Source organism: Kitasatospora purpeofusca (assembly GCF_042691725.1).
In the GTDB taxonomy this organism is placed as follows: domain Bacteria; phylum Actinomycetota; class Actinomycetes; order Streptomycetales; family Streptomycetaceae; genus Kitasatospora; species Kitasatospora purpeofusca_B.
This window is the reverse complement of record NZ_CP170483.1, coordinates 6,893,595-6,918,321: the sequence shown is the minus strand read 5'-3', so window position 1 is coordinate 6,918,321 and position 24,727 is coordinate 6,893,595. Positions and strand designations below refer to the sequence as shown.

General features: G+C 76.2%; 25 protein-coding genes. 10 read left to right on the top strand and 15 right to left on the bottom strand.

Annotated elements, in window-relative coordinates:
- From ACFCLZ_RS29815 to ACFCLZ_RS29800, 4 genes are all read right to left on the bottom strand, one after another.
- Positions 1–633 carry an isochorismatase family protein gene (locus ACFCLZ_RS29815; RefSeq protein WP_380280987.1) on the bottom strand — a complete coding sequence of 211 codons (633 nt, stop codon included), beginning with the start codon at positions 631–633 and terminating at the stop codon, positions 1–3.
- A gap of 47 nt (positions 634–680) precedes the next feature.
- Positions 681–2,363 carry a (2,3-dihydroxybenzoyl)adenylate synthase gene (locus ACFCLZ_RS29810; protein ID WP_380286322.1) on the bottom strand — a complete coding sequence of 561 codons (1,683 nt, stop codon included), beginning with the start codon at positions 2,361–2,363 and terminating at the stop codon, positions 681–683.
- A gap of 53 nt (positions 2,364–2,416) precedes the next feature.
- Positions 2,417–3,619 carry an isochorismate synthase DhbC gene (gene dhbC / locus ACFCLZ_RS29805; RefSeq protein WP_380286321.1) on the bottom strand — a complete coding sequence of 401 codons (1,203 nt, stop codon included), beginning with the start codon at positions 3,617–3,619 and terminating at the stop codon, positions 2,417–2,419.
- 178 nt (positions 3,620–3,797) lie between these two features.
- Positions 3,798–4,625 carry a 2,3-dihydro-2,3-dihydroxybenzoate dehydrogenase gene (locus ACFCLZ_RS29800; protein WP_380280986.1) on the bottom strand — a complete coding sequence of 276 codons (828 nt, stop codon included), beginning with the start codon at positions 4,623–4,625 and terminating at the stop codon, positions 3,798–3,800.
- Positions 4,626–4,795: 170 nt separating this feature from the next.
- On the opposite strand from ACFCLZ_RS29800, the gene ACFCLZ_RS29795 reads away from it, so the two are divergent.
- Positions 4,796–4,900, top strand: coding sequence for an SIP domain-containing protein (locus ACFCLZ_RS29795; protein WP_380280985.1), 105 nt, complete (start codon positions 4,796–4,798; stop codon positions 4,898–4,900).
- A gap of 86 nt (positions 4,901–4,986) precedes the next feature.
- Here the strand turns inward: ACFCLZ_RS29795 and ACFCLZ_RS29790 are convergent, their stop codons facing one another.
- Together ACFCLZ_RS29790 and ACFCLZ_RS29785 are read right to left on the bottom strand one after the other, a co-directional pair.
- Positions 4,987–5,547: an NUDIX domain-containing protein gene (locus tag ACFCLZ_RS29790; RefSeq protein WP_380280984.1), complete on the bottom strand. Its 561-nt coding sequence runs from the start codon at positions 5,545–5,547 to the stop codon at positions 4,987–4,989.
- A gap of 61 nt (positions 5,548–5,608) precedes the next feature.
- Positions 5,609–6,826: a CapA family protein gene (locus ACFCLZ_RS29785; protein WP_380280983.1), complete on the bottom strand. Its 1,218-nt coding sequence runs from the start codon at positions 6,824–6,826 to the stop codon at positions 5,609–5,611.
- Positions 6,827–7,133: 307 nt separating this feature from the next.
- On the opposite strand from ACFCLZ_RS29785, the gene ACFCLZ_RS29780 reads away from it, so the two are divergent.
- The 4 genes from ACFCLZ_RS29780 to ACFCLZ_RS29765 all read left to right on the top strand — a co-directional run bounded on the left by ACFCLZ_RS29780 (position 7,134) and on the right by ACFCLZ_RS29765 (position 11,072).
- Complete coding sequence (locus tag ACFCLZ_RS29780; protein WP_380280982.1) at positions 7,134–7,898, top strand: universal stress protein; 765 nt, start codon at positions 7,134–7,136, stop codon at positions 7,896–7,898.
- Between the two features lie 93 nt (positions 7,899–7,991).
- The gene (locus ACFCLZ_RS29775; RefSeq protein ID WP_380280981.1) at positions 7,992–9,191 is read left to right on the top strand and encodes a M48 family metalloprotease; all 1,200 of its coding nucleotides are present in this window, start codon (positions 7,992–7,994) and stop codon (positions 9,189–9,191) included.
- Positions 9,192–9,229: 38 nt separating this feature from the next.
- Positions 9,230–9,652, top strand: coding sequence for a MarR family winged helix-turn-helix transcriptional regulator (locus ACFCLZ_RS29770; RefSeq protein WP_376097286.1), 423 nt, complete (start codon positions 9,230–9,232; stop codon positions 9,650–9,652).
- A 136-nt stretch (positions 9,653–9,788) separates the two neighbouring features.
- A complete protein-coding gene (locus tag ACFCLZ_RS29765) occupies positions 9,789–11,072 on the top strand; it encodes a PP2C family protein-serine/threonine phosphatase (RefSeq protein ID WP_380280980.1) in 1,284 nt (427 codons plus the stop codon).
- 34 nt (positions 11,073–11,106) lie between these two features.
- Here ACFCLZ_RS29765 and ACFCLZ_RS29760 read toward each other — a convergent pair whose 3' ends face one another.
- Positions 11,107–12,486: an ABC transporter substrate-binding protein gene (locus tag ACFCLZ_RS29760; protein ID WP_380280979.1), complete on the bottom strand. Its 1,380-nt coding sequence runs from the start codon at positions 12,484–12,486 to the stop codon at positions 11,107–11,109.
- Positions 12,477–13,115, bottom strand: coding sequence for a hypothetical protein (locus ACFCLZ_RS29755; protein ID WP_380280978.1), 639 nt, complete (start codon positions 13,113–13,115; stop codon positions 12,477–12,479). The genes ACFCLZ_RS29760 and ACFCLZ_RS29755 overlap by 10 nt, the downstream gene beginning before the upstream one ends.
- Before the next feature lie 73 nt (positions 13,116–13,188).
- Here ACFCLZ_RS29755 and ACFCLZ_RS29750 point away from each other — a divergent pair, with 73 nt between their 5' ends.
- The 4 genes from ACFCLZ_RS29750 (at position 13,189) to ACFCLZ_RS29735 (ending at position 17,419) form a co-directional block, all read left to right on the top strand.
- Complete coding sequence (locus ACFCLZ_RS29750) at positions 13,189–13,830, top strand: hypothetical protein (protein WP_380280977.1); 642 nt, start codon at positions 13,189–13,191, stop codon at positions 13,828–13,830.
- Between the two features lie 12 nt (positions 13,831–13,842).
- Positions 13,843–15,891 (top strand): ABC transporter permease, encoded by a 2,049-nt coding sequence (locus tag ACFCLZ_RS29745; protein ID WP_380280976.1) that lies wholly within the window; start codon positions 13,843–13,845, stop codon positions 15,889–15,891.
- Positions 15,888–16,628, top strand: a complete 741-nt coding sequence (locus ACFCLZ_RS29740; RefSeq protein WP_380280975.1) for an ABC transporter ATP-binding protein — start codon at positions 15,888–15,890, stop codon at positions 16,626–16,628. The genes ACFCLZ_RS29745 and ACFCLZ_RS29740 overlap by 4 nt, the downstream gene beginning before the upstream one ends.
- 107 nt (positions 16,629–16,735) lie before the next feature.
- Positions 16,736–17,419 carry an ATP-binding cassette domain-containing protein gene (locus ACFCLZ_RS29735; RefSeq protein WP_380280974.1) on the top strand — a complete coding sequence of 228 codons (684 nt, stop codon included), beginning with the start codon at positions 16,736–16,738 and terminating at the stop codon, positions 17,417–17,419.
- 60 nt (positions 17,420–17,479) lie between these two features.
- Here ACFCLZ_RS29735 and ACFCLZ_RS29730 read toward each other — a convergent pair whose 3' ends face one another.
- The 3 genes from ACFCLZ_RS29730 to ACFCLZ_RS29720 form a co-directional block, all read right to left on the bottom strand.
- Complete coding sequence (locus tag ACFCLZ_RS29730) at positions 17,480–18,265, bottom strand: SDR family NAD(P)-dependent oxidoreductase (protein WP_380280973.1); 786 nt, start codon at positions 18,263–18,265, stop codon at positions 17,480–17,482.
- Positions 18,266–18,323: 58 nt separating this feature from the next.
- Positions 18,324–19,052: an MIP family channel protein gene (locus tag ACFCLZ_RS29725; protein WP_380280971.1), complete on the bottom strand. Its 729-nt coding sequence runs from the start codon at positions 19,050–19,052 to the stop codon at positions 18,324–18,326.
- Positions 19,053–19,226: 174 nt separating this feature from the next.
- Positions 19,227–20,183, bottom strand: a complete 957-nt coding sequence (locus ACFCLZ_RS29720) for an NADP-dependent oxidoreductase (protein WP_380280969.1) — start codon at positions 20,181–20,183, stop codon at positions 19,227–19,229.
- Positions 20,184–20,360: 177 nt separating this feature from the next.
- Here ACFCLZ_RS29720 and ACFCLZ_RS29715 point away from each other — a divergent pair, with 177 nt between their 5' ends.
- Positions 20,361–21,758: a LuxR C-terminal-related transcriptional regulator gene (locus ACFCLZ_RS29715; RefSeq protein WP_380280967.1), complete on the top strand. Its 1,398-nt coding sequence runs from the start codon at positions 20,361–20,363 to the stop codon at positions 21,756–21,758.
- Between the two features lie 61 nt (positions 21,759–21,819).
- Here ACFCLZ_RS29715 and ACFCLZ_RS29710 read toward each other — a convergent pair whose 3' ends face one another.
- The 4 genes from ACFCLZ_RS29710 to ACFCLZ_RS29695 form a co-directional block, all read right to left on the bottom strand.
- The gene (locus ACFCLZ_RS29710; protein WP_380280965.1) at positions 21,820–22,434 is read right to left on the bottom strand and encodes a helix-turn-helix domain-containing protein; all 615 of its coding nucleotides are present in this window, start codon (positions 22,432–22,434) and stop codon (positions 21,820–21,822) included.
- Positions 22,435–22,541: 107 nt separating this feature from the next.
- The gene (locus ACFCLZ_RS29705; protein WP_380280963.1) at positions 22,542–23,168 is read right to left on the bottom strand and encodes a restriction endonuclease; all 627 of its coding nucleotides are present in this window, start codon (positions 23,166–23,168) and stop codon (positions 22,542–22,544) included.
- Positions 23,168–23,437: a hypothetical protein gene (locus tag ACFCLZ_RS29700; RefSeq protein WP_380280961.1), complete on the bottom strand. Its 270-nt coding sequence runs from the start codon at positions 23,435–23,437 to the stop codon at positions 23,168–23,170. The genes ACFCLZ_RS29705 and ACFCLZ_RS29700 overlap by 1 nt, the downstream gene beginning before the upstream one ends.
- Positions 23,438–24,057: 620 nt before the next feature.
- Positions 24,058–24,651 carry a helix-turn-helix domain-containing protein gene (locus ACFCLZ_RS29695; protein WP_380280959.1) on the bottom strand — a complete coding sequence of 198 codons (594 nt, stop codon included), beginning with the start codon at positions 24,649–24,651 and terminating at the stop codon, positions 24,058–24,060.
- Positions 24,652–24,727 lie beyond the last annotated feature (76 nt).

Below are 24,727 nucleotides of genomic sequence, written 5' to 3'. Positions count from 1 at the left end.
TCACTTCCCTTCCAGTACGGCGTCGGTGACGGTGACCACGCCGCAGCGGCCGGCCACCCAGGTGAGCGCGGCGCGGTGCTCGTCCGCGCCGAAGTCGGCGACCGCGTCGGCCACCACGAAGGCCCGCACGTCGCGCATCCAGGCGTCGCAGGCGGTGGCCTGCACGCCGATGTGCGCGTAGACGCCGGTGATCACCAGCTCGTCGCGGCCCTGCTCGCGCAGCAGCCCGTCCAGGTCGGTACGGACGAAGGCGCTGTACTTCCACTTGGTGAGCAGGCGGTCGCCCTCGGCCGGGGCGACGGCGTCGGCGATCGCCGCGGCCCGCGGGTCGTCCGGGATGCCCGGGCCCCAGAAGTCCTGCTGGAGACCGCGCTGTTCGGGGGTCTGGCCGCCCGGCTGCGCCGAGTAGACGACGGGCACGCCGTGCTCGGCGGCCCAGGCACGCAGCCGGTTGATGTTGGCGAACAGCTCGGTGACCGGCGCGGCGGCCGTGTCGAAGGCGTTCAGGAAGTGGTTCTGCAGGTCGTGCACCAGCAGCACGGCCCGGGACGGGTCGACCGTCCAGTCGACCCGGTTGGCGGGCAGGTCGGTGGCGGCGGGCATCAGATAGGAGGGGATGCGGGGCAGGCCCACGGCGGTGCGTCCTTAGCTGTGTCGAGAAGTTGGGGGGTAAGGCGGGTTCAGGGAGTGGTGAGGGTGGCGGCGACGGCGGCGCGCAGGTCCTTCTTGCTGACCTTGCCGATGCCGGTGGCGGGGAAGGCGTCGACGAACTCGACGCGGTCCGGGACCTTGAAGTCGGCCAGTCCGCGCTGCCGCACGAAGCGCTTCAGCTCGACGGACTTCGGCGGCCGCGCGCGGTGCTCCTCGCGCAGCACGACGTAGGCGCAGGTGCGCTCGCCGAGGTAGGCGTCGGGCATCGAGACCACGGCCGCGTCGTGCACGGCCGGGTGGGCCAGCAGGTGGTTCTCGATCTCCTCGGCGGCGACCTTCTCGCCGCCCCGGTTGATCTGGTCCTTGGCCCGCCCCTCGACCACCAGGTGGCCGGTCCCGGTGCGCCGGACCAGGTCGCCGGTGCGGTAGAAGCCGTCCGCGGTGAAGGAGCCGGCGTTGTGCTCGGGCGCGTTCCAGTAGCCGCGGATGGTGTACGGGCCGCGGGTGAGCAGGTGGCCGGTGGCGCCGTCGGGCAGGTCGTCGTCCTGGTCGTCGACCACCCGCACCTCGTCGTCCGGGGAGATCGGCCGCCCCTGGGTGGTGACGACGACCTCCTCCGGGTCGTCCAGCCGGGTGTAGTTGACCAGGCCCTCGGCCATCCCGAAGACCTGCTGGAGGGTGCAGCCCAGCACCGGGCGCACCCGCCGGGCCGCCTCCTCGCTGAACTTGGCGCCGCCGACCAGCAGCACCTCCAGGCTCTCCAGCCCCGTCGGGCCGCCGGCCTCCCGGCGCCGCTCGGCGGCCTCCAACCAGAGCAGCGCCAGCGGCGGCACCAGGCCGGTGATGGTCACGCCCTCGCGCTCGATCAGCGGGAACGCCGTCTCGGGGCTGGGCTGCGGGCAGAGCACCACCCGGCCGCCCGCGTACAGCGTGCCCAGCGAACCCGGCGAGCTGAGCGGGAAGTTGTGCGCGGCGGGCAGCGCCACGAGGTAGACGCTGCGCTCGTCCTGGCCGCACAGCTCGACCGAGCCTCGCAGCGAGTAGATGTAGTCGTCGTGGGTGCGCGGGATGAGCTTGGGCACGCCGGTGCTGCCGCCGGACAGCTGGAGGAACGCGACGTCCCCCGGCAGCGGCTCCCGGTGCGCCCCGGCCCCGGCCGGCTCCGCCGGGACGTCGGCCAGCGCCGTGTGCTCGCCCGCCTCGCCGCCCGCCACCAGGACGTGCCGTAGCGACGGCGTCTCCGCCCGTACCCGGGTGGCGAGTTCGCGGTAGTCGAAGCCGCCCTCGACGGCCGGGACGACGTAGCCGACGGCGCCGGTGAAGGCGCAGAAGTAGGAGATCTCGGTGTACCGGTGCGCGGGCAGCGCGAAGACCGGCAGCGCGCCGATCCGGAACAGTCCGAAGACCACCTCGAAGAACTCGGCGGTGTTGGGGAGTTGGACCACCACGCGGTCGCCCCGGCCGATGCCGCGGGTGCGCAGCCCGGCGGCCATCCGGTCGGCGCGGCGGTCGAGTTCGGCGTACGTCCAGCGGCGGGTGGGGTCCTCGCCGGGGCCGCCGGCCGGGTCGACGATCGCGATCCGGTCGGGGTGGGCGGCGGCGCGCTCGCGCAGCATCGAGCCGAAGGTCTCGCCGCGCCAGTGGCCGGCGGCCCGGTAGCGCTCGGCGAACTCCGCCGGGTACGGCGTGAATCCGGCGATCACCCGCGCCATCGGGTCGAGGTCGAGCGGTTCGGTCACGGGGGCCCCCGGGGTGGTCAGGTCGCTCACCGCGGCACTCCCGCGGCGTCCAGGAAGGTACGGAACTTGGCGCTGGTCTCGGCGAGTTCGGCCTCCGGCCGGGACTCGGCGACGACGCCCGCGCCGGCGAACACCCGCAGGGTCCGCTCGTCGGCCTCGGCGCAGCGCAGGGTGACCACCCACTCGCCGTCGCCGTCCGCGTCGCCCCAGCCGACCATGCCCGCGTACAGGCCCCGGTCGAACGGCTCGATCGCGCGGATCGCCTCGCGGGCGAGCGGCGTGGGGCTGCCGCAGACGGCCGGGGTCGGGTGCAGTGCGACGGCCAGCTCCAGGGCGGAGACCGCCGGGTCGGCCAGCTCGGCGGTGATGGTGGTGGCCAGGTGCCACATCGCGGCGGTGCGCACCAGGGTGGGCCGCTCCGGCACGTCCAGGGTGCGGCAGTACGGCGCGAGCGCGGTGCGGATGGCGTCCACCACGAAGGCGTGCTCGTGCAGGTCCTTGGGGGACTCCAGCAGCGCGGCGGCGCGCCGGACGTCCTCGCCGAGGTCGGCGCTGCGCGGCACCGAGCCGGCCAGCGGGTTGGCGACGACGGCGGTGCCGCGGCGCGAGAGCAGCAGTTCGGGGCTGGCGCCGATGAGGGTGCGGCCGCCGCCGGCCGGGACGCCGAAGGTGTAGCCGCCGGGGTCGCGGCGGGCGAGGCGCTGGAGGATCGCGGGCAGGTCGAGCGGGCGGTCGGCGCGCAGCTCCAGGGTGCGGGCGAGCACCACCTTGCTCAACTCGCCGTCCTGGAGCCGGTGCACGGCCTCGGCGACGCCGGCGCCGTAGGTCTCGGGGGCGGGCACCGGGCGGACGTCCCAGTCGATCCGGTCGGCGGCCGGGGCGGGCAGCGCGATCAGCGGGTCGTCGCGCAGCGCGCCGCAGGTGCGCAGCCGGGCGGGGACGGCGAGTTCGGCCCGGCTGTCGTGGTCGAACGCCACCGCGCCCACCACCAGCGGGTGTTCGACGCCGTCCCGGCGGGCCCGGGCGAGGGTGTCGGCGACCCGGTCGGCCAGCGGGCGCCCGTCCTGGGGCACCCTGGCGTGCACGCCCTCGGCGAGCAGCGTGCGGGTCGGGGAGGCGAAGAACGCCTCGTCGGGCGCGGCCCGATACTGGCCCAGCAGCCCGCTGGCCGCGCCGATGACGGTGTGGTCCGTCCCGGCGGGGGCGTGGTGCACCGTGGTCACCTGGATTCTCCCAGTCTGCGAGTGGTCGCCGGGCGTCGCTCGTCGTGGCGGCCGGCGGGTGGTGGGGTTCGGGCGGCGGCGCTCCCCGGTGGGGGTGCGCGGCCCGGGTGGGGCGGCGGTCCGGGCGCTGCTCGGCCCGGGGCACTGCCCGCGCGGTCGTCCGGGTGCCCGGACTGCCGTGGTGTCAGGCGCGCAGGGTGGCGCCGCCGTCCACGTAGAGGTCGTGCATGGTGATGTGGCGGGCGCGGTCGGAGACCAGGAAGGCCACCGCCTCGGCGATGTCGGTGGGTTGGGCGATCCGGCCGAGCGGGATGCCGACCCGGTAGCTGGCGGGGTCGCCGTCGATGACGCGCTGCTCGGCGGCCGCGGCGTCGTCGTGCCAGAGCGCGCGCTGCATCTCGGTGTCGGTGGAGCCGGGCGAGACGATGTTGCAGCGCACTCCGGAGCGGCCGAGTTCCAGGCCGAGGCAGCGGGTGAACATGGTGGCCGCCGCCTTGGAGGCCGCGTAGGCGGCCATCCCGGTGCGCGGCACGCCCGCGGCGTTGGAGCCGACGGTGACGATGACGCCGCCGCCGCGTCCGGCCATCCGCCGCCCGACCGCGCGGGAGGTGTGGAAGACCCCGGTGGTGTTGACGGCGAAGGTGTCGGCCCAGTCCTGGTCGCTCAGCTCGATCGCCGGGGCGGCGCGCAGGATTCCGGCGACGTTCACCAGGATGCCGACCGGGCCCAGTTGATCCTCGATCAGGGTGACGGTGGACTCGACGGCGGCGGCGTCGGAGACGTCCAGCAGGTAGGGGTGGACGGGGCCGTGCGCGTCCGGACGGCCCGACAGTTCGTTCGCGAGCCCGGTCAGCGGGCCGGGGTTGCGGTCGGTCGCGGCGACGACGGCGCCGGCGGCGGTGAGGGCGCGCGTCACGGCCGCGCCGATGCCCTGCCCGGCGCCGGTGACGATCGCGACGGCGCCGGCGAGTTCGGACTGCTGCACAGGAAAATCCCCTCCGACCAGCGACATTAGGCAAGGCTAACCTAACACAGTTGTTCGGGCCCGCCGAGGGGTCGCGCAGGGCCGGACGGCCCCCTGCGGGGTCGTCAACTGTGCACGGCGGGGCCGAACGGAGCGCCGAACGCCCGCGACCGGCGAAGCTGGACGCGGGCGTTGCGTCCAGTGTTAGGATCGCTGCGGTGACCGCCGTCCGCCGTCACCTGCTCGCCGAGTGGGCGCTGCCGCGCGAACGCGTCCACAGCAAGGGCTACTGGAAGCACGGCGAGGCCGACCACAAGGGCTGACGTTCCCTCATTTTCCTTACTGAAGCGGCCTGATGGCTGCGGCGGCGGTGCGGAGCTCCGCCTCGATCAGCGCGCTCGCCGGTGGATCACCGGTCGGCGCCGCCGCGCGCTGTCAGCCGGTGCGGGCCCAGGAAGTACGACAGGGCCGCGAGCGAGGCGCCCTCGGCCACCTCGCCCGTCGTCAGCAGCCTCACCACCTCGTCCTCGGCCAGCCACTCCACCCGGCTCGCCTCCGCCCGGTCCACCGGCTCGCCGATCCGCGTCGCGCCGGTGGCGTGGAAGCAGTGGAAGTGCATCGTGGAGATCCCCGACATCGCGTCGAGCCGTGTCAGCGGCGCGACCTCCCCCGGCCGCCAGCCGGTCTCCTCCTCGACCTCGCGGGCGGCCGCTGCCGCCGGATCCTCCCCCGGCTCCACCCAGCCGGAGGGCAGCTCCCAGCCCCAGCGGCCGGTGATGAAGCGGTGCCGGTAGAGCATCAGGAAGCGCCCGTCCCCGTCCGTCACCACGGCGTTGGCGCACTCCTTCGGCATCCGCACCACATGGTGGTCGACCCGGCCGACACCGGGGATGTCGACGTCGTCCAGCCAGAGCTCCACCCACGGCGACCCGTACACCTGCCGCCGACCGCGCACCGCCCACTGCGTCACTGCCCGTACCCTCCGTACGCCGACCGTCTCCGCCGACCCTCTCACGCCGTCCGGCGCGGGCTCAGCGCGAAGCGGTGGGGGTGGGGGTCGGGGTCCGCGCGGTACCGGAGGCGGCAGCGGCACCGGGGGCGGCGCCGGGAACGGGGGCGAGGCCGGTGCAGCCGCGCAGCCCGTCGCGGCGCTTGAGCGCGGCGGTGGCGGCGGCACCGGACTGCGGCACCGGCACGCCCTTGTCGTCGATCGTCGCCGGGGTGAACGCCTCGCCGAGCACCTTGCCGGCCGGGCTGACGGTCAGCGTGGTGACGCCGGTCTCGTCGGAGTTGGCGTAGTTGGAGGTGCCGTACCAGAGGAAGTTGCCGAAGCCGTAGCCGATATAGGTGTCCCCGAGCATGCCGGCCCCGAGCATGGTGTGCGCGTGCGTGCCGACCACGGCGGTCGCGCCCGCGGTGGCCAGCTTCTTGGCGACGGCGGTCTGCGCGCCGGTCGGGCAGGCCTTGCCCTCGTCGCCCCAGTGCAGGTAGACGAGCACCACCGGCGCCTGCCGCTTCGCCTCCTCGACCGCCCTGAGCAGGGCGGCGGTGTCCAGCGCCGAGGCGATGCCGGGCTTGTTCGCGCCGGCCCGCCACTTCTGGTTGGTGAGGTCCTCGACCTGGCTGGCCGCGACCACCGCGACCTTCACCCCGCGCACGGTGGCGACGTACGGGGCGTACGCCTCCTGGGCGTTGCGGCCGAAGCCGACGATCGGGACGGGCGAGGAGGCCTTCGCGGCGAGGGTGTCGGTGAGGCCGTCGGCGCCGAAGTCGACGGCGTGGTTGTTGGCGAGCGAGACGACGTCGACGCCGGAGTCCTTGAGCGCGGTGAGCGCCTTGGGCGAGGTGCGGAAGGTGTACGTCTTCGGCTCGGGGGCACCGCGGTCGGTGATCGCGGTCTCCAGGTTGAGCACGGCCAGGTCGGCGGCGGAGAGGGTCTTGGCGATCGGGCCGAGCGCCGTCTCGGGCGGCTGCACCGCGAGCCGGGCCTCGGTGCGGCCCTCGAAGTGGACGTCCCCTGCGAACGCCACCGTGATGCTGCCGTCGGGGCGGGGCGCCGCGCCGTCGCCGGACGCCTGGTCACCGGGGGTGTCGGAGGCGCCCGGCGAGGCCTTCGCGGCCGCCGCGTCGGCCGCCGCGTTCGCCGACTTCGAGGCCTTGACGGCGGCCGGATCGGGGTCGTCCGGTCCGCAGGCGGCCACGGGTATCAACCCCAGCAGCAGGGCGACGGCGGCCGCGGAACGGCGCATGTGTGTTCCCCCAAGGTCGGTCCGGAAACGGTCAGCCTACGCCACTCCCCCGCGCCCCCTTCGCCCCGCCGCCACAACCGGCACCCGCCCGTCGCCCGGCGTTAGAACGCCCGCCCGGGGTCCACGATCGGACCTCCGAGCGGGCTCCCGGAGGGTCCCCGGCCCCCTCCGGGCCCGCCCGTCCCAACCCGCCGACCGCTCTTGGCCATCCCGTCCCTGGCGCGCCGCGCGGGTGGCGCGCAGCGTGGGAAGGGTGGAGGCCCCGCGAGGGCGCGGGGGCGGTGGAAGCAGGCGGGTGGTGCGGGTCATGACCGGCAACGGGACCAAGGGGGCCGGGCGGCGGATCGTGGTCGGGATCGACGGCTCCGCCCCCTCGAAGGCGGCGCTGCGCTGGGCGGTGGGGCAGGCGGTGCTGACCGGGGCGGCGGTGCACGCGGTGGCCGCGTGGGAGTACCCGTCGCTGTACGGCTGGTTCGCGCCGATGGTGGACGACGGCTTCGAGCAGTCGGCGCGCCGGAGGCTGACCGTCGAGGTGGACGAGGTGATCGGCCCGCAGCGGCCGGTGCCGGTGGAGGAGAGCCTGGTGCTGGGGCACGCGGCCGAGGTGCTGCTGGAGGCGGCCGGGGGCGCCGACCTGCTGGTGCTCGGCAGCCGGGGCCGGGGGACGTTCGCCCGGACGCTGCTGGGGTCGGTGAGCGCGCGCTGCGCCGTGCACGGGACGTGTCCGGTGGTGATCGTCCGGGCGGACGGGACCGCCACCGCGCCCACGCCGCTCGCGGCGGCCGGCGCGGCCGAGGGCCTGGCGGGCGGCGGCGGGGAGCCGGCCGTCCGTACCAAGGACTGGCGGTTGAGCCTGCACCTGGTCGAGGACCGCGACACCACCCGGGTGCACGCGGTGCTCGACGCCGACGGCGCCGTGCTGCACAGCGACGCGCTCGCCCACCGCAATCCGCAGGACGCCCCGGCGCCGGCGGTGGGCGACGACTTCGCGGTCGGCCGGGCGCTGATCGACCTCGGCCACCAGCTGCTCCGCGCGGGCACCCACGGCGCCACGGGTCCCGCCGAGGAGTGACATGCTGACGACCGAAGGACAAGATGACGATCGAAGGCCGACGCCTGACAGCTGACAGTTGACAGCTGACAGATTTCAGATGACGGATAACAGATGACAGATTCTGTCAGCCCAACTCCGGGCGACCACCCCGCCCCGTCGCCCGACTTCACCCCCGCCCAGCGCGCCCGCGGCCGCGCGCTGCGCCGCGCCCAGCTGCCGTGGGCGCTCGGCGGGCGGCTCACCGGCCTGGCGCTGGCCCTGGTGCTGGGCCTGACGCCCGCGGGCGCCGGGCTGGTGTCGGCGGCCGGCGGCCGGTTCGGCGGCTCGCGGACGGCGGAGGTGCTTGCCGGGGCCGCCGCGCTGGTGCTGCTCGGCCGGCTGGCGCAGTTGCCGTTCGGGGCGGGCGCCCGGTCGGTACGGGCCCGGTTCGGCCTGGTCACCCAGGGCTGGGCCGGCTGGGCGGTGGACGCCCTGCGCGGACTGGCGCTGACCCTGGCCCTCGCCCTGCCGGTGGCCTTCGGCCTCTACGCGCTCACCGACCGCTCGCCGGAGCACTGGTGGCTGCCGGCGGCGGGCGCGGCCGCACTGCTGACCGCCGCCCTGTCCTTCCTCTACCCCCTGCTCGTCGAGCCGGTGTTCAACCGCTTCACGCCGATGGAGCCGGGCCCGCAGCGCGCGGCACTGCTGGGCCTGGCCGAGCGCGACGGCGTGCGGGTACGGGACGTCCTGGTGGCGGACGCCTCGCGCCGCACGACGGCACTGAACGCGTATGTGTCGGGCCTCGGCGCGACGCGGCGGATCGTCGCGTACGACACGCTGCTGTCGACGGCCGATCCGCGCGAGGTGGAGTTGGTGGTGGCGCACGAGCTGGGGCACGTCAAGCACCGGGACGTGCTGACCGGCACGGTGCTGGGCGCGGTGGGCGCGGCCGTCGTGGTGGCGCTGCTGGGCCTGGCCTCGGGCTGGGACCCGCTGCTGTCGGCGGCGGGCGCGACGGACGCGGCCGATCCGCGGTCGATGCCGCTGCTGGCGGCGTGCGCCGCGCTGCTGGGCGCGCTGTCCGGCCCGGTGCAGTGCGCGGTGAGCCGCCGGGTGGAGACCCGCGCGGACCGGCACGCCCTCGAACTGACCCAGGACACCGAGCAGTTCATCGCGATGCAGCGCAGGCTGGCGCTGACCAACGTGTCCGACGTCGACCCGCCCCGGGTGCTTGAGCTACTGTTCGCCACTCATCCGAGCGCCACCCGCCGGATCGCGGCCGCGCGTGCCTGGCAGGCGCGCCGCTCCCCCGCCCCGGAAGTCGTTGTATAGTGCAACAAAAGTCCGGGGCTCCGAGGAGGTAGGTCGCCGTGCCCGACCGCGAGACGTCGATCGCCACCATCCAGCGCGAGCTGACCGCCTTCGCCCGCCGCGCCCGCCACAAGGCGTCCCAGCTGCACCCGGACCTCTCGCTGGTCACCTACAGCATCCTGGACCTCATCACCGAGCGCGGCGGCTGCCGGGCCGCCGACGTCGCCGCGCACTTCATGCTCGACAAGTCCACCGTCAGCCGCCAGGTCACCGCCCTGGAGAAGCTCGGGCTGCTGCGCCGCGAGACCGACCCGGAGGACCAGCGCGGGCAGATCCTGCTCGCCACCGACGCCGGGCTGACCCTGCTGCGCGAGGCCAACGAGCAGCGCCGGCTCTCCTTCGCCGCCCGCTTCACCGGCTGGGCGGACGAGGACGTCGCCCGGTTCGCCGACTACCTGACCCGCTACGGCGCCGAGGGCTGACCGACCGGAGCTCCACGGACCGGACCGGCACCCGACCGGCACCGGCACCGGACCACCGGCACCGGACCACCGGCACCGGACCACCGGCCACCGCCCCGGGGTGCGGCGGACCACCCGGACGGTGTACAGAGGAGAGGTGCCACTTCGGCAGCCTCCCCGCGAGCGGCACCCCCGCGCGGGGCACCCCGACGACCGGCGTTCGCGTGACCGCCGCCGTTCCTGGCGGCCCGACCGCCGGGCGCTGACGGCCGTGCCGCTCGCGCTGATCGTGCTGATCACGGTGGTCGACGTGCTCGCCCCACCCGACATCCACCTGGGCCCGCTGCTGATCGTCGCCCCCGCCCTCACCGCCTCCCTCGCCGGGGCCCGCGCCACCGCCGCCGTCGCCCTGCTGGCGATCGCCGCGCTGACCGTCATCGGCATCCTGCGCGACGGTGTCACCACGGCCAACCACGAGACCCAGCTCGGCGCCCTGCTCGTCGTCTCGGCCCTCATCGTCGGCCTGCGCGTGCTGCGCGACCGCCACGAACGCCAGCTCGCCCAGGTCCGCTCCGTCTCCGAGGCGGCGCAGCGCGTCCTGCTGCGCCCGCTGCCCGACCGGATCGGCCCGCTGCGCCTCGCCTCCGTCTACCTGGCCGCCGAGGCGGAGGCCCAGGTCGGCGGCGACCTCTACGCGGCGTCCCGCACCGCCTCCGGCACCCGGCTGCTGGTCGGCGACGTCCGCGGCAAGGGCCTGTCCTCGCTCGGCGACGCCGCGCTGCTGCTGGGCGCCTTCCGGGCCGCCGCGCACCTGCACGCCGATCTGCCCGGACTGGTCGGCTACCTCGACGGCAGCATCGCCTGGGACCTCGCCCAGCTCGCCGAGCAGCAGCGCGCCCAGCCGCGGCGGGCCCAGGAACAGCCCCGGCTGCCGCTCCCGCCCCGGCTCCGGCAGGGCCCGCGTCCGCCGCCCGGCGAGATGCCGGCCACCGACGACGCCGACGACGCCGACGACAGCGGCGAGTCGTTCATCACCGCCCTCGTCCTGGACATCCCGGACGACGAGGCGGTGATCCGGCTGGTCGACTGCGGCCACCCGCCGCCGCTGCTCCTGCACGGCGGCCTGGTCACCGCCCTGGAACCCGGCCGCACCGCGCCGCCGCTCGGCCTCGGCGAACTGGCCCCCGGGGCGTACGCGGTGGAGGAGTTCCCGTTCCGGCCCGGCGACCGGCTGCTGGTCTACACCGACGGCGTGATCGAGGCCCGCGACGCCGGACGGCGGTTCTACCCCCTGCCCGAGCGGGTCGCCGAGCGCACCGCCGGCCATGCCGCCGAGCCCCCGGACGCCCTGCTGCACCACCTGCGCCGGGACCTGCTCGGGTACGTCGGCGGGCGGCTGGACGACGACGCGGCCATGGTCGTGGTGGAACGCCTCGGCTGAACCGGCCGGACACCCGGGAGCCGCGCGCCTCGCCTCACGGCTTGTACGGCAGCTGCGGCACGTCGAAGCAGGTGGTGGTCATGGACTCCACCTGGGTGACCCAGCCGCCGCGCCCGCCCGCGGCGGAGTCCTGCCAGCGGGCCGCGTTCAGGCAGGCCCGGGTGGGCCCGGTCGGCGGGGGCTGCGGGACGAAGGAGGCGGGCAGGATCAGCCCGTGGGCGTCGTAGGGCTCGGGGCGGTTCATGAACCGTTCGACGCAGGCCCGGGTGAGGGCCGCGCCGCACGAGTCCATCGCGTCGGCGAGCCACTGGGCGCCCGCCCAGCCCTCCAGCTCCCAGGCCGAGAGCAGCGGTTCGCGGTCCGGGAAGTAGTGGGCCATCGCCGTGCGGAAGGCGCCCACCGCCGGGTACCGGACGTCCTCGTAGTTGAGCGAGGAGGAGGTGGCCCAGAGCGCGTTGCGGCAGGCGGGCGAGGCCTGGTAGTCGGTGCGCACCGTCTGCGACCAGTTCTGCACATTGGTCACCTTGGCGGTGACCCGCACCCCGGCCTCGTCCAGGGAGCGGCAGAGCGCGGCGTTGCCCCGGGTGTCCATGGCGTCGAACAGCAGCTGCGAGCCGTCCGCCCGGACGGCCGCGGCCACCGCCTGGAAGTTCGGCAGCGCGAAGTCCACCGTCTGGGTGAGCACCCGGTAGCCCTCGGCCTCCAGGCCGGCCCGCAGCTGGGCGGCGTAGCGGGCGGAGTCGGCCTGGTTGTAGGCGACCACGGCGGCGCTGGTCGCGCCCAGCCGTTCCCGGAAGAAGCGGAACACCTCGGTGGACTGGTACAGCGTGCCGTTCCAGCCGACGGCGTGCCCGTCGCGCGGCGCGCCGCTGCCGTAGATGCCGTACAGGTGCGGCCAGCGCTCGTACGCGGTGCCGATCGGCTGGCCGCCGACGTCCGGGACCGCCTTGCCGCTCACGTAGGGGGCGCCGGCGTAGTCGAGGACGCTGCCGGAGACGAAGGCGAAGACGTGCGACTGGTCGATCAGCCGGTGCACGCAGTCCTGGTTGCCGATGCCGCTGCCGCCGTCGTCGCAGGTGACGAGCTCGACGGTGCGGCCGTGCAGTCCGCCGTGGTCGTTGAGGGCCCGGAAGAAGGCCTGGGCGCCGTAGCGCGGTCCGCTGAACACCTCGCTGCCGACCGGGCTGGTCAGCGAGGTGACGATGCCGATCCGGATCCCGGTCGGGGTGACGCCGGTGTCGGAGGCCGGGTTGCCGCCGCCGGCCCCGGTGGCGCCCGCCGTGGTGGGGCGGGCGCCGAAGGCGTCGGGCGGCAGGCGCGTCCCGCAGCCGGCCGCCCCGGCGAGCACCAGCGCGAGCAGCGGCGCGAGGACGAGGGCGAGCGCCCGGACCGGGGTGACGGGGGTCAGCTGCATCCGGGGATCGGGGTGCCGGTGGCACCGGCGGCCTGGACCAGCAGACCGCAGAGGGTCGCGCGGGAGACCTTCCAGGTGCCGTTGTCCAGCACGGCCTGACCGGTCGCGGCCGGCTCGACCACGGCGCCCTGGAGGGACAGCTCGTAGGTGACGGTGGCCTCGGTCGGGGAGGTGAACGCCACGTCGGTCACCGTGGCCTTCACCTGGCCGACCCGCGGGTCCTGGGTGAAGCCCTGCAGGACGGGCAGCAGCACGTCACCGTTCTGGAGCAGCGCGGCCTTCTCGGGGATGGGGGTGGTCGGGTCGAAGAACTTCTGCCAGTTGGCGGTGATCTGGGTGGTGGCCGCGGCCGGATCGGCGGGCGCGGTCGCCCCGGGGCTCGGGGTCCCGGTCTCCGTCCCGGTGGCCGTCGCCGTCGTCGTCGTGGCGGTCGTGGTCGTCGTCGTGGTCGTGGTCGCGGTGCCGGTCGGGGCGGTCGCGGCGGGCGGCGAGGGGCTCGCCGTCGAGGACGCCGACTTGCCGCTGCCGCAGGCCGCCACCGTGCCCACCAGCAGCAGCGCGAGCAGCGCGCCCGCCGACCGCAGGACCGGGCCGCCGAGCCGACGGGTGCCGCTCTGGCTCACGTGCATGGTGTCCCTCGCTCCGGATGCTGTTCCAGGCCATTCCTGGAAACGTCGCAAGTGACACCATCAAGGCGGATCCATGGACGAATCGCAATCCGGGCGACAGGGCACCGCGAACCGTACGAAGGACGCGGTGGCCCGCGCGGTGCGCTCGGCGCGGGAGGGCGGCGGGTGGGCCGGCTGGGCGCTGGTCGCGGTGGGCGCGGTGCTGTGCGTGCTGGGCTGGTACGGGGTGTCCGGCGAGCGCTTCGTCGAGCAGCAGGTCCCGTACCTGGCCTCGGCGACCGTCCCGGGTGCGGCGCTGATCGTGGCGGGCGCCGTCCTGGTCGCCCTGCGGCCGCCCGGGCGCGCCCCGTCCGCAGCCTCGCCGCCTGCGGGAACGCCCACGGCCACGGACCGCCGGATCGCGCACCTGTACGCGCTGCTCGTCGACCCCGCGGACCCCGCGGACCCTACGGAGACCGCAGTCACCGGGGACGGCGGGGACGGCGGGGACACCGGCGAGCCGGCGGGCCCCCCGCTGGCCGTTCCCGGCGGCACGCTCTACCACCGCCCGGACTGCCCGCTGGTGGCGGGCAAGCCCGCGGCCGCCCCCGTCGACGCCTCCGCCGTCCGGGACCGGGGGCTCACCCCCTGCCGGCTCTGCGACCCGGGGCCGCCCGACGGGAACCCCGGCGGCACCGCCACCCGTCCGGGCGATCCGCGCCCGCCGACCGGCTGAGCCGGCGGCGCCATGACCGTCCTCGACCCGGCCGTCCTCGCCACGGGCGGACTCGACTCGGCCGGCCTCACCGTCGACCTCGCCCTCGCCGGCCTGACCGTCGGCAGCGCCGCCGCGCTCAGCGGCATCGGCCTGGTCGTCTGCCACCGCGCCACCGGCGTGCTCAACCTCGCCCAGGGCGCGCAGGCGATGCTCGTCGCCTACCTGCTGCGCGATCTGGTCGTCGAGCGGCACTGGCCCCTCTGGCCGGCCGTGGCGTGCTGCCTGCTGCTGGTGGCGCCCGCCCTCGGGGTGCTGCTGGACGTGCTGGTGTACCGGCCGCTGCAACGGCGCGGAGCCGGACCGGCCGAGACGACGGTGGCCGGGGTGGGCGTGTTCGTGCTGCTCATCGGCGTGGTGGTGCTGGTGTGGGGCGCAGCCCCGGTGGGCGGTGCGCCGTCCCCGCTCGGCGGGGCGCCGATCACCCTGCCGGGCGGGCACACGCTGCGCCCGGACACGGTGGCGCAGCTGGCCGCGATCCTCGTGCTCGCCGTGCTGGTCGGGGCGACGACCCGGTTCACGCCGTTCGGCCTGCGGGTGCGGGCGGTGGTGGACGACCGGCGGCTCGCCGAGCTGGCCGGGGTGGACGCCGACCGGGTGTCGGCGGCCGGGTGGGCGTTCGGCTCGTTCACCGCCGGGCTGGTCGGGGTCGCGCTCGCGCCGTACCTGCTGCTCGACCCGTACGGGCTGCCGCTGCTGGTCATGGAGACGATGGCCGTCGCGGTGGCGGCCCGGCTGCGGAGCATCCCGGTCGCGGTGGTGACCGGGCTCGGGCTGGGCGTTCTGCAGGCGGAGCTGACCCGGTTCCGGCCCGCCGGGCAGCTGCTGCCGCTGGTGCAGGCGGTGCAGGCGAACCTGTTCGTGGTGGCGCTGCTGGCCGCCGCGCTGCTGGCCGGTCCCCGGCTCACCGACGGGCGGGGGCGGGCGGACGTCCGACCCGTCGTGCGGGCCCGGGGCGGCGGGAGCGGCCGGGCGGCGCGGGCGGTCTGCCTGGTGCTGCTCCTGCTGCCGCTCGGCTTCCGCGGCAACGACCTGCGCGGCGCGCTGCTGGTGCCGGCGCTGGCGCTGGTGCTGCTGTCGATCGTGGTGGTGACCGGCTACGGCGGGCAGATCTCGCTCGGCCAGGCCGGGTACGCGGGGCTGGGGGCGCTCGGGACGGCGCTGCTGATGTCCGGGCGGATTCCCGGTCTGCCCGCCCTACCGGCCGCGCCCGCGCTGCTGTTCGCCGTGCTCGCCACCGCGCCGCTCGGCCTGCTCACCGGCTGGCCGGCGATCCGGCGGCGCGGTCTGGCCCTGGCGCTGGTGACCTTCGCGGTCGGGACGACGCTGAGCCGGTTCGTCTTCCAGCAGCCGTACGCCACCACCGGGCTGGTCCTGGACCGGCCCGCGTTCCTGGCCGGCGACCGCGCCTTCTACCTCGCCGAGCTGGTCCTGCTCGGCCTGGGCGCGGCCGCCGTGCGGGCCCTGCACGGCGGCCGCACCGGCCGGGCGCTGAGCGCGATGCGCGACCACGAGCCGGGGGCGGCCGCGGCGGGGGTGAACGTGCCGGGCCTCAAGCTGTTCGCCTTCGTGGTGGGCGCGGCGCTGGCGGCGCTCGGCGGCGGGCTGATGGGCATGGCCGGGCGCGCCTTCGACGCGGCCGCGTTCGACCCGGTGCGCGGTCTGCTCTGGTTCGCGGCCGTGGTGGTCGCGGGCGCCGACAGCGCGCTCGCGGCGGTGCTGGCGGCGGCCCTGCTCATCGGTCTGGACGCGGGCACGGTGGCGGGGGTGTCGGCGGTCGCGGTCGGTGTGCTGGCGGCCGCCATCGGCCGGCTCCCGGGCGGCCTGGCCGCGCTCGCCGCGAGCCGGGCGGCGCGGGCTTCAGCACCCGTGCCGCCGGTACCGCCCCCGACCGTGCCCGCCGGTCGGCTCACCCCGGCGGGCCGGCGGGTGCGCGCGCTGATCGCCGCCCGCCGGACGGCCGGTGGCGAGGTGTCCGGGGAGGCCGGGGTGTCCGGGACGTCCGGGGAGGCCGGACCGTGACCGGGCTCCGCCGCGTCACCGCGCCGACCGGCCCGCTCGCCGCCCGGCTGACGGCACGCGCAGTGGTGCGGCGCTACGGCGGGATCGAGGCGGTGGCGGGGGTGGACCTGGTCGCGGCGCCGGGGCGGGTGACGGCGCTGATCGGGCCGAACGGCGCGGGCAAGAGCACGCTGTTCGACTGCCTGGCCGGGACCGCCCGCCCGGATGCGGGCCGGGTGCTGCTCGGCGGCCGGGACGTCACCCGGCTCCCGGTGCACGAGCGGGTGCGGCTCGGGCTGGCCCGCACCTTCCAGCAGATCGCCGTGTTCCCGACCCTGTCGGTGGCGGACAACGTGCGGGTCGGCGCCGAACAGCGGTCCGGCGCGGCGGACGACCGGACGGCGCGCGCGCTCGCCGTGTTCGGTCTGGGGGCGGTGGCGGCGGAGCCGGCCGGCGGGCAGCCGACGGGCGTGCTGCGGCTGCTCGAACTGGCGCGGGCGCTGGCCGGCGAGCCGCGGGTGCTGCTGCTGGACGAGCCGGCGGCGGGCCTGGACACCGCGCAGACCGCCCGACTGCTCACCGTCCTGCGCGGCCTGGCCGACGACGGCATGGCCCTGCTGCTGGTCGAGCACGACCCGGACCTGGTGTCCGAACTCGCCGACACCGTCTACGCGATGGCCGACGGCCGGATGGTCGCCGCCGGCCCAACGGCGGCGGTGCTGGCCGACCCCCGGGTGATCCGCGCCTGGGGCCGGTGACGGAACGGGTGACGACTGACAGCTGACAGATTTCAGATGACAGATAACAGATGACAGATTTCCAACTTCCAACCCTCAACCCGCGCTCGACCCTTTGAGGAGGCCCCGTGCCCGTCGAAGTCGCCCTGCTGGCCGTGCGGGTGCGGTACGGCCCGCTGGAGGCGCTGCACGGCGTGGACCTGGCCGTGCCCTCCGGGCGGGTGACGGTGCTGCTCGGCCGGAACGGGTCCGGGCGCACGAGCGTGCTGCACGCGCTGGCCGGGCTGGTGCGACCGACCGGCGGGCGGGTGGTGTGGCGGGGGCGGGACGTCACCGCGCTCGGCGTGCACCAGCGGGTGCGGCTCGGGCTCGCCCTGGTGCCGGCGGAGCGGGCCGTGTTCCCCTCGCTCACCGTCGCCGAGCACCTCGCCCTCGGCGCGCGCCCCCGGGGCGGCCCCGCCCACGAGGCGCTGGAGCTGTTCCCCGAACTCGCCGCGCTGCTCCCCCGGCGGGCCGGGACCCTCTCCGGCGGTCAGCAGCAACTCGTCGCCGTGGCACGGGCGCTGACCGCCGCACCGAGGCTGCTCCTGCTCGACGAACCGGACCGGGGGCTGGCCCCGGCCGCCGCCGCCCGGCTGCACGCGCACCTGCTGTCCTCGGCCGCCACCACCGGCCGGACCACGGTGCTGACCGCGCAGACCCTCCCGGCGACGCTGGCCGGGGCGGCCGCCGTGCACGTCCTGCACCGGGGCGAGGTCGGCTTCTCCGGGGAGCCCGGCGAGCCGGGAACGGCGCCGCACGCGGCACGGTGATCACCCCGCCCGCCCCCGGGCAGGCAGGCCGACCGGCCCGCGGCACCGGGCCGCCGACGGTCACTGGGCGAGGTAGCCGCCGTCCACCGGGAGGACGGCGCCGGTGATGAACGACGCCTCGTCGGACGCCAGGAAGAGGACGGCGGCGGCCACTTCCCCGGGGGAGCCGAGGCGGCGCATCGGGTGGAGCTGCTCGATGGCGGCGAGGTACTCGGGTCCGCCGGGCTCGTCCCGCAGGCGGGCGACCCGCTCGGTGGTGATGGTGCCGGGGGCGACGGCGTTGACCCGGATGCCCCGGTCGGCCCACTCCACGGCGAGGTGCTTGGCGAGGCCGGAGGCGACGAACTTGGCGGGGCCGTACACGGCCTGGCCGCGCTGCCCGGCGACACCGGAGATGGAGGAGACGCAGACGATCGCCCCACCGGGGCCGGCCATCGCCTCGATGGCGTACTTGCAGGTGAGGAACATCCCCCGCCCGTCGACGGCCATCACGTGGTCCCAGTCCTCGGCGCCCGCCTCGGTGATCTCCATCAGCGGGATCACCCCCGCGTTGGCCACCAGGACGTCCAGCCGGCCGTGCCGTTCGACGGCGGCGGCGATCATCCGACGGGCGTCCTCGTCCCGCGAGACGTCGCCGACCACCGTGCTGACGGCCTGCGGCAGCTGTTCCGCCAGCCGCCGCAGGCCGTCGCCGTCGAGGTCGGTGGCCACCACCGACGCCCCCTCGCGGGCGAAGAGTTCGGCGACGGCGCGGCCGATCCCGTTCGCGGCTCCGGTGACCACACAGGACTTCCCGGCCAGCCGCCCACCGTTCCCCGGGGCCGCCGCGGTCTTCAGATCCTCCATGGCACCGAACTGTAACGGCTCGGTTTCGCCCGGTGAAGACCGCGGCGCCAAAGGCCCGCTACGCCGCCGCGCGGGCGTCCGTGGCGAGGGCCTCGGCGGCGGGGAGGTTGGGCTGCGGGTGGGTGAGCAGGTGCACACCGGCCGCCAGCGCGCCGCCGACCAGGGGCGCGAGGAGGAACAGCCACAGCTGCGAGAGCGCCGGGCCGCCCGCGAACAGGGCCGGGCCGAGGCTGCGCGCCGGGTTCACCGAGGTGCCGGTGAGCGGGATGCCGACCAGGTGCACGACCACCAGGGCCATGCCGATCGGCAGCCCGTCGAAGCCGGTGGCGGCGAGCCGGTGGGTGACCGCGAGGACCACGTAGACCAGCAGGAAGGTCAGCACGACCTCGGTCAGGAAGGCGCCGCCGGCGTTGATGTGGACCGCGGAGCGCTCGCCCCAGCCATTGGTGCCGAGCTTGCCGTGGGTCTCCAGGCCGGGGACCTGCTTGGCGAGCAGCAGCACCAGCGCCGCGCCCGCGATGCCGCCGAGCACCTGCGCGACCCAGTACGACACGGCCGTGCGGCCGTCGATCCGGCGGGCCAGCAGGAACCCGAGCGTCACCGCCGGGTTCACGTGGCAGCCCGAGATCGGCCCGATCGCGTACGCGAGGGCGAGCAGCACGAGGCCGAACGCGAGCGCGATGCCCACCGAGCCGATGGCCTCCCCGGCCAGCACCGCCGCGCCCACCGCCAGCAGTACCAACAACAGCGTTCCGAGGAATTCGCCGACCACCGCGCGCCTGTCCATCCGGGTCCTCCTGACCTCGTCCGCGCGGACGGCCTGGCGCCGCCCGTCGCTCCCGGCCGGCCCACTGCACTCGCAAGGGGCGAGCGCAGGTCGGCCGACCGGCTGATCCCCGTGCTCACGGGGATTCCGAGCGTCGGATTATTCCAAACGAGTGAAAATCAGACCAATCCGGACTTAGCTCACCATCAGGACGATCTTCCCCCGCAGGTGGCCGCGCGCGCTCTCGGCCTGTGCCTCGGCCGCCTCCGCCAGCGGCCGCACCCGGTGCAGCGGCAGGGCCAGGGCGCCCGCCGCGAACAGGCCGAGCGCACCGTTCAGCGCCGGACGGTCGTAGGTGGCGGTCGCCTCGCCGCCGGTGAAGCGCACCCCGTGCTGCTCGGCGCCCTGCCAGTCGGCGATGGTCAGCACACGCTCCGCGCCGCCCGCCAGCTCGACCGACAGCGCCAGCACGCCCGTCCCGGCCGCGTCCAGCACCCGGTCCACACCCCCGGGCGCGGCGGCCCGGACCCGCTCGGCCAGCCCCTCCCCGTACGCCACCGGGACGGCGCCCAGCTCGCGCAGGAACGCGTGGTTGGCCTCGCTCGCGGTGCCGATCACCCGGATCCCCCGGGCCCGGGCGAACTGCAGCAGCACGGTGCCGACGCCGCCGGCCGCGCCGTGCACCAGCAGGGTGTGGCCGGACTCCGCGCCCAGCAGGTCGAGGGAGCGCCACGAGGTCTCGGCCGCCACCGGGATCGCCGCGGCCTGCGCCCAGCCGAGCGCCGCCGGCTTGCGGACCAGCCGGCCCGCCTCCGCCAGCACGTGCTCCGCGTAGCCGCCGCCGTGCACCGCGCCGAGCACCTCGTCGCCGGTCCGCCACTCGGTGACGCCCTCGCCGACCGACTCCACCACGCCCGCCACCTCGTACCCGACGACGGCGGGAAAGGTGACCGGGAACAGCGCGGTCAGCGCGCCGGAGCGCACCTTGTGGTCGAGCGGGTTGACGCCGACGGCGCGCACGGCGATCCGCACCTGGCCGGGGCCGGGCGCGGGCAGCTCGATCCCGATCGGCCGCAGGACGTCCACGCCGCCGTGCTCGGCGAAGCCGATCGCCTTGGTCGGAAGGGTGCGGGTGCCGGAAGGGTTGCTCATGGGAAGGCCCACCGTTCGTTCGCTGCAGGGGACTCGGGAGACCGGGTGGTCGCCCGAGTCCCGGTGACGTCTCCAGCCTGGTGCGGGCGGCCCTCCCGCCGGCCCCGTCGTTCGGAGGGTTCCACCTGTCCCTTCGGCCAGGCCGGCGGGGAGCGGGCGCGAACTACGCTGGTCGGCATGACGGAGCAGCCGCGCGGCGGGGACGGATACGGCGACGACGGGGCGGCGGGTCCCGGCGGGTGGTCCTGGGAGGACCCCGAGGGTGCGCTGGCCCTCACCGCCGAGGTGCTGCGCACGCCCAGGACGAGGCTGATGCCGAAGATCTCCGAGGTGCTCGCCGGGCTCGTCCCGCACCTCGCGCTGGCCCAGCTGAGCGGGATCTGCACGCACTCCCCCGCGAGCGTCTCCGGCCCCGAGGAGCTGTCGGCGCGGATCACCGGCGCGGAACTGGCCCGGCTCGGCGAGGAGGTGACGCCCGGTCGCCCCTGGCAGGGCGAGGCGGTGCTCGGCGGGCGCCCGCGCCCGGCGGTCGCCGTGGCGGCGGCTCCGGCCGGCAGCAACGGCGCGCTGCTGGTCCTGGTCCGGGCGGGATCCGGGGCCGGGGCCGGCCTTCCCCCGGCACCGCTGCCCGAGCGGCCGCTGCGGGTGCTGCAGCAACTGTGGGAGCTGCTGACCACGCACTCCCACCACCGGGCCGTCGACGCCGCACCGACGCACGCCGCCGCCTCGCGCGCCTCGGCGAGCGCGCGGGCGCGCACCATCGCCGAACTCGGCGGCGCCCACGCCTCCGCCCTCTCCGCGATCCTCGCGCCGCTGCGCTCGGCCGCCCTGGACGACGCCACCGCCCGGCGCAACGCCACCGACCTGGCCGTCACCGCGCTGTTGGACCTGCGCGGCGCCGCCGACCTCGACCGGGAGCTCAGCGAGGAGCCGGCCGCCACCGCGTTCGCCCGACTCGCCGACGAGGTACGGCCGTTGCTACGACACAGCCCGGTCCGGCTGGACCTGCTGGCCCCGGCCGAGGGCGACCGCTCGGTCCCCGCCGACACCGCGCACACCGCCCGCGCCGCGGTCCGCTCCACCGTGCTCGCCATGCTGGAGCAGGACGGCCTGGGCCGACTGCACGTGCGGTGGCAGTTCGTCGACAACGGCCTGCGCGCGGTCGTCCGGGACGACGGCCCGGGCCTGCTGACCGCCGACGCGCTGGCCGTCCACCGCACCCCCGACCGGATCGCCGCCCTGGCGGGCCGCCTGACCGTCGACGCCGTCCCGGGCTGGGGCACCACGGTGACCGTCGACCTTCCCCTGCACGCCCCCGAGGCCTGCACCGGGACCTCGGCCGACCCGCTGGAGGGCCTGCACCCACGGGAGTTGGAGGTCCTGGACCAGCTCGCCCGGGGCCGCCGCAACCGCGAGATCGCCCACGCGCTGCACATCAGCGAGTCCACGGTGAAGTTCCACGTCGCCAACATCCTGGCCAAACTCGACGTCGCCTCCCGCGGCGAGGCCGCCGCCCTCGCCCACCGCGCCGGCCTCCCCACCCCGCTCCCGACCCCCCTCCACGCCGCCTCCTGACGGCGAGGACCGCTGCGACTCGCCACTCGGATCGCCCAGCAGCGGCGGCGCGGCGGCTCGCTCACACCTCCCTCGCCTCCCTCCCCTCCTTCGGGCGGGTGCGGGCGCGCAGGTGGAGGCGTTCGCCCTGCTTGCCGAAGAGGCTGAGGACTTCGACGTCCCCCGCGCCGGTGGAGCCGAACCAGTGCGGGTTCTGGCAGTCGAACTCGGCCGCCTCGCCGGGGGCGAGGACGACGTCGTGCTCGCCGAGCAGCAGCCGCAGCCGGCCGGAGAGCACGTAGAGCCATTCGTGGCCGGCGTGGGTGGCGAGCGAGGGGGTCTGCTGGGCCGCCGGGATGGTGATCTTGAACGCCCGGGGCTCGGTGCGGTGGCGGGAGAGCGGGACGAAGGTCCGCCCGTCGGCCCGCCCCGGGTGCTGGTGGACGCGCGGGTCCTCGACGCGCGGGGCGGCGACGATCTCGTCCAGCGGGACGGCGAGGGCGGCGGCGATCGGCAGCAGGAGTTCCAGGCTGGGCTTGCGCTGCTCGGACTCCAGCCGGGACAGCGTGCTCTTGGAGATGCCGGTGGCCTGGCCGAGGTCGGCCAGCGACAGGCCCTTGCGCTCGCGCAGCCGGCGCAGCCGGGGGCCGATCTGGCGCAGCGTGGCGGCGATCTCGGGGTTGGCGTCCTGGTCCATGCGGACGATCGAACCAGGCCGTCCCGGTTGCGGCAACGCGGCGTCCCGGGAACCGGCGGGCGGGCGCGCCGCGGCCGCCGACCGGGCGGGCCGGAGCGAGAGCGCCGCTACCCGAGCGGTCGGCGCGGCAGCGGCAGCAGGTGGTGCAGCGGCCGGCCGGCGGCGGCCCAGCTCTCCAGGCGGTCCCGGTCGACCCAGTGGACCCCGTACTGGTCGCCCCAGGCCATCGCGTCGCGGGTGAGGCCGCCGTTGGTGACGACCACGGCGACGTCGGCGCCGTGCACCGGGCCGGCGGTCCCCTTGACCTGGTACATCACCTGCACGCCGACCTTGACGCCGACGGTGGTGTGCTTGGCCTGGAGGACGATCCGGCCGTGCCGGGGGTGGTGGCCGATCACATCGGCGGCCTGGTCGCCCTGCCGGCCGACCTGGTCCGCCGTCCAGCCGTCGCGGACCAGCAGGTCGCGCAGCGCGTACTCGAAGTCCTGGTCGCCCATCGCGTCCACCTCGGCGAGGCTGAGGCGCAGGCCGGCCAGCCGCTCGGTGCGGGTGCGCTCCAGCATCGGGCCGCACACGGCGCCCGCGAGCGTGAGCAGCGCGACCGCCGCGAGGAACACCCAGGACCGCAGCAGCGCCTGGGTGATGCCGAGCACCGCGACGGCGACCGCCGCGGCGACGAGCGCCGCGGCGAGCCGTTCGACCGGGCCGCGCGGCTTGCGGAAGCGGGCCGCCATCAGGGCGCCTCCGCTTCGGCCGGGCCCGCGTCGGCCCGGTCCACGGACGTCGGCGCCGCCGTGGCGGCGGGCGCGGGGGACGGCGGCGCGGCGGCGTCGTCGCGGTAGCCGACGAAGTGCCCGTAGAGATAGAAGACCGCGACCGCCCCGGCGATCACCCATCCGCTGGTCCGCCGCCCGGCACCGCCGCCCCCGCCGCCGCCACCGCCCGAGCCGGGTTTGCGCCGTAGGTGGGCGCGCACCCGCACCCACTCGCCGCCACCTGCCATGCCTGCCTCCTTCTTCGCGACAGCCTTCCCCGCAACAGCCTTCGGTGTAGCAGCCTTTGGTGTAGCAGCGGCGGCCGACAGCGGCGGGCCGTTGTTCGGTACGCGCACCATCGGAGCGCCGGAAACCGGCCACTCCCACCGCCCCCGCTCCTCGCCGTCCGCGCCGCCCCCACCGCCCCGCACCTGCGCCGACCTGCGGGAAGGCCCCCGCGCCGACTTGACGGGAACCCGCCCGGCGCCTTCCCGCCGGACGCGCGCCGCCCCGGCCGCCCCCTACGCGCGGGCGGCGCCGCTCCCCCGCGCGCGCGACGGGCCCTCACATCCGGGCGCTGCGCGCCGTCTCCCTCCCGACAGCGGCCGCAGCGGGGCCGATCCGGGCCGGCCGGACACGGACGACCGGTGAAGGACGGACGGAGGACGGATGGAGGACGGGCCCATGGCACGGCGACGGCGTCCACCTCGTCGGCGTCCAGGTCGCCGCCCCGGGTGTCCTGGGCGAGGGCTCCTTCACCGGCGCCCTCGAAGCCGTCTCCCCGGCCCTCGCCCACCGCCCCGCCCACCATCCCGCCCGCCGGTCCACCGGCCGGGCCGTCCGCTGAACCCCGCACGGGAGGCCGGTCCTACCCGGGGGCGGTGCCGGTGCGCAGCACGGCCTGGTCGCCGTGGGGGCCGTGGAGGTGGAGGATCTCCACGACCTCGGAGCCGGCCGGGCCGAACCAGTGGGGTTCGGCGGTGTCGAACTCGGCGGCCTCGCCCGGGTGGAGGGTGAACGCGCGGTCGCCGACGAGGAGCCGCAGCTCGCCGGCGAGGACGTAGAGCCACTCGTAGCCGGCGTGGCTGACGAGTCCGGGTTCGCGCGGGGCGAGGACCTGTTTGAAGACCCGCACCCGGCCCGGGTACTGGGTGAGCGGGACGAGGACGCTGCCCACGTCGCGCCGGTGGGGCCGGAGGTGGACGCGGGGGTCGCCGGTGGCGGGGGCGGCGATCAGGTGGTCCAGGGCGACGCGGTGGGCGCGGGCGAGCGGGATGAGCAGGTCGAGGGTGGGGCGGCGGTGGCCGGTCTCCAGGCGGGAGAGGGTGCTCACGGAGATGCCGGTGGCGGCGGCGAGGGCGTCCAGGGTGAGGCCGCGGCCGAGGCGCAGTGCGCGCAGCCGGGGTCCGATGGCGGCGATGGTCCGCGTGACGTCGTCGGTCGTGGTGGGGTCGGCGTCCATGGGGGCGATTCTGCCCCGGACCCGGGGCCGCCTCTTTGCGGTTTTAGCAAGAACGCTGCGCCGCGGCCCTCCCCCG